We start from the raw sequence: 3,206 nt of genomic DNA on the forward strand, positions 1-3,206 counted from the left end.
GGAGGGTAAAGTGGATCAGAAAGGGTCACAATGTAGTGATTAGGTTGCGAATCGAGCCAAGTTAGGGCTTGCTCTACTTTATTAAAGTCGATATGGCATTTAGCCAACAGGCTTGCCGATAAAGGCAAGGCCTGTGGTTCAAACTCTAGACGTTGACGAATCTCTTCAACGTCCATTTGAGTTAACAATTGTTGAATCCGAGCAGGTCCTAGCCCAGATACTGCACAAACAACTAGCCAGTCGACCAGTTTATCTGAAATTATTCACCTTTAATTGTCAATGGATTTGGTTTTGTTAATTTATCACCCACTCGAACTGGATGGTCATTAAACATAATCAGCCCTAAACTGGTTTTATCAAACACTTTAAAAACCATTAAATTACCATGAAAAACATCGGGCATTTTATATGCGGTATCTTCTGAAAAATTAGCCAGTACTTTATCGTAAGATGAACGGTCAAGAGGGCGAACAGGATTACCATCATTATCAATAATAATGCTTTCGCCATCACGGAACATTGAAAAAACATGTCCAGTCTCAACGCCGTCATTGGCACCACGATCAATATAGACAACGTCTAACTTACCCGCTTCGCGAATATGACCAATAGTACCGATAATAGAAGTAGCAACACTTAACTCTGCCGCTTTAGGAATAAAATAAGCAGACATTAACGCTTCATCTTCTACAGGTGCAACATGAAAGCCACCTTTGGTTTCACGTAAACTGCTCAGTAATTCAACTTTTGATATATCGCCAGACTCAATAACACGTCCACTCGAAGTTAAAATAAGTTCTTGGCCTAATAATTCACCGCTATCTGGAGCAAAAAACTCACGTCCAGTTTGATAAATTGCCACTTTAAGACCTTGCTCAAGCTTCGCATTCACATATACAACGTCATTGACCACATGATGAATTGATGGACTTTCACCACTCATGACAATCGGCAGTCCAGCTAACCAAGTAGGATCGACCACTCTATTCTGCACTAAATAGGGCTTAATTAACGCAAGGTCAACAGGAGGAATTGGACCATCTTTGGATATCACACGTCCTTCTGGACTCTTTTTAATGTGCTGCTTAACAACCAAACGGGGCTGACCATCAATAAAGACTAATGTCAGTCGATCACCAGGATAAATTAAATGTGGGTTAGCAATTTGTGGATTGCTCCCCCACAATTTAGGCCAACGCCATGGGTCATTTAAAAAATAACCAGAAATATCCCACAGAGTATCGCCCTTTTTGACGATATACGTATCTGGGTGTCCAGCTTTCAAGGTTAATGTATCAGCATTGACCCAATAAGAATTTAGACATAAAAAAGCAAGTAAAAGTAGGCGTTTCATGGTGCAGTCCATGTTGTTTAGCTCTTTATTAGAGCTTTTTGCTGTTATTGATAGGCTGTAAGGATTAAAATTACCCTAATCGCAATGGCCAGTATAGCTAACTGGCTGAAATTTGACAGACTTGCTAAGAGTTTATATATGCCATTACTTAATGTTTTACGCTTTCCAGACGAACGTTTACGCACTATCGCTCAACCTGTAACGGATTTCGGTCCACAATTACAGACACAAATAGATAACATGCTCGAAACCATGTACCTAGAGAAAGGTATCGGTTTAGCTGCTACTCAAGTGGATTTTCATCAACAATTGATTGTGATGGATCTACAAGATGAGGTTGAACGGCCAACTATTTTTATTAATCCTCAAATAGTGGCTAGCAGTGGTGACTTGGCTAATGAAGAAGGTTGCCTATCGGTACCCGGTATTTATGCCAAAGTTGACCGTGCAGAATTTGTCACCTTAAAAGCGCTAGATCGTCACGGTAAAGAATTTATCGTTGAAGCAGATGAGTTGTTTGCTATTTGTATTCAACACGAGATGGATCACCTTAAAGGTAAGCTATTTGTCGATTATTTATCGCCTCTAAAACGTCAACGCATTAAAACTAAGCTTGAAAAAGAAGCTCGTTTAGATGCTAGAGAAGCATAGGAAAAAATTTGAAACCGTTAAAAATTATCTTTGCCGGTACTCCGGATTTCGCAGCTCGACACTTACAAGCACTCATCGACTCTGAACACGATGTGATTGCGACTTATACTCAACCAGATAGGCCTGCTGGTCGAGGTAAGAAACTCACCGCGAGCCCAGTAAAAGCTTTGGCTTTAGAGCATGCTATTCCGGTATTTCAGCCTGCATCATTACGTAATGAAGAGGCACAAGCGGAATTAGCAGCTCTTAATGCAGATATTATGATTGTTGTGGCTTACGGGTTGATTCTGCCAAAGGTAGTGCTTGATACCCCGCGTTTAGGTTGTATCAATGTGCACGGTTCAATTTTACCTCGCTGGCGTGGAGCCGCTCCAATACAGCGGGCTTTATGGGCAGGTGATACCGAAACAGGTGTCACCATTATGCAGATGGATATTGGCCTAGATACTGGCGACATGCTGCTCAAAACGCACTTACCGATAGAGGCTACGGATACCTCGGCTAGCCTTTATGAAAAGCTAGCAGAACAAGGGCCAAAAGCCTTAGTACAAGCACTGATTGGTTTAAGCGATGGTAGCATCAAAGCACAAAATCAAGATGAAACTCTGGCTAACTACGCTGAAAAATTGTCCAAAGAAGAAGCTCGTCTTGATTGGAATAAAAGCGCAAAACAGTTGTGGCAAGACATTCGCGCCTTCAATCCATGGCCAGTAAGTTATTTTGAACACCAACAAAGCGTGATTAAAGTGTGGCAAGCAGATTACAGCGCAGAACTCTGCTCGCAAGCGCCAGGAACCATTATTGCAGCGACCAAGCAAGGTATTGAAATTGCTACCGCAGACGGCAAGTTAATGATTAAAACCATGCAACTGCCCAACAAAAAGCCGCTTGATGTGGCCGACATTCTTAATGCTCGTGGTGATTGGTTTACCGCAGGTGTGTGTTTAAACCAAGAGGCTAACTAGCATGAATGTTCGCGCACTAGCAGCTAAAGCAATTTATGAAGTCCTTGAAAAAGGAATTTCGTTATCGGTGGCTCTACCCGATCAACAGCAACACTTACAAAATGGCAAAGACAAAGCCTTATTAGCTGAATTATGTTACGGCGTTATGCGTCAATTACCGCAACTAGACAAGTGTGTAAGTGACTGCTTAGCGAAACCGTTTAAAGGTAAACAGCGTATATTGCATCAACTGCTGA

At 41.7% G+C, this 3,206-nt stretch carries 4 protein-coding genes and 1 pseudogene; 3 read left to right on the forward strand and 2 right to left on the reverse strand.

From position 1 onward, the window contains the following. Both CXF78_RS18045 and CXF78_RS18050 read right to left on the reverse strand, forming a co-directional pair. Window positions 1-188: pseudogene (locus tag CXF78_RS18045) on the reverse strand (DNA-protecting protein DprA); the annotation flags it as partial. Between the two features lie 71 nt (window positions 189-259). Next, the gene (locus tag CXF78_RS18050) at window positions 260-1,366 is read right to left on the reverse strand and encodes a LysM peptidoglycan-binding domain-containing protein (RefSeq protein ID WP_011635517.1); all 1,107 of its coding nucleotides are present in this window, start codon (window positions 1,364-1,366) and stop codon (window positions 260-262) included. 126 nt (window positions 1,367-1,492) lie between these two features. Here CXF78_RS18050 and def point away from each other — a divergent pair, with 126 nt between their 5' ends. The 3 genes from def to CXF78_RS18065 form a co-directional block, all read left to right on the forward strand. Then, window positions 1,493-2,005 carry a peptide deformylase gene (gene def / locus CXF78_RS18055; RefSeq protein WP_041413263.1) on the forward strand — a complete coding sequence of 171 codons (513 nt, stop codon included), beginning with the start codon at window positions 1,493-1,495 and terminating at the stop codon, window positions 2,003-2,005. 8 nt (window positions 2,006-2,013) lie between these two features. Next, window positions 2,014-2,970: a methionyl-tRNA formyltransferase gene (gene fmt / locus CXF78_RS18060; RefSeq protein WP_102037543.1), complete on the forward strand. Its 957-nt coding sequence runs from the start codon at window positions 2,014-2,016 to the stop codon at window positions 2,968-2,970. Window position 2,971: 1 nt separating this feature from the next. Then, window positions 2,972-3,206, forward strand: a 235-nt coding sequence (locus CXF78_RS18065) for a transcription antitermination factor NusB (RefSeq protein WP_308302276.1), incomplete at its 3' end; no start/stop codon positions are given.

This window comes from Shewanella sp. 11B5, from assembly GCF_002836795.1.
Classification (GTDB): Bacteria; Pseudomonadota; Gammaproteobacteria; order Enterobacterales; family Shewanellaceae; genus Shewanella; species Shewanella frigidimarina.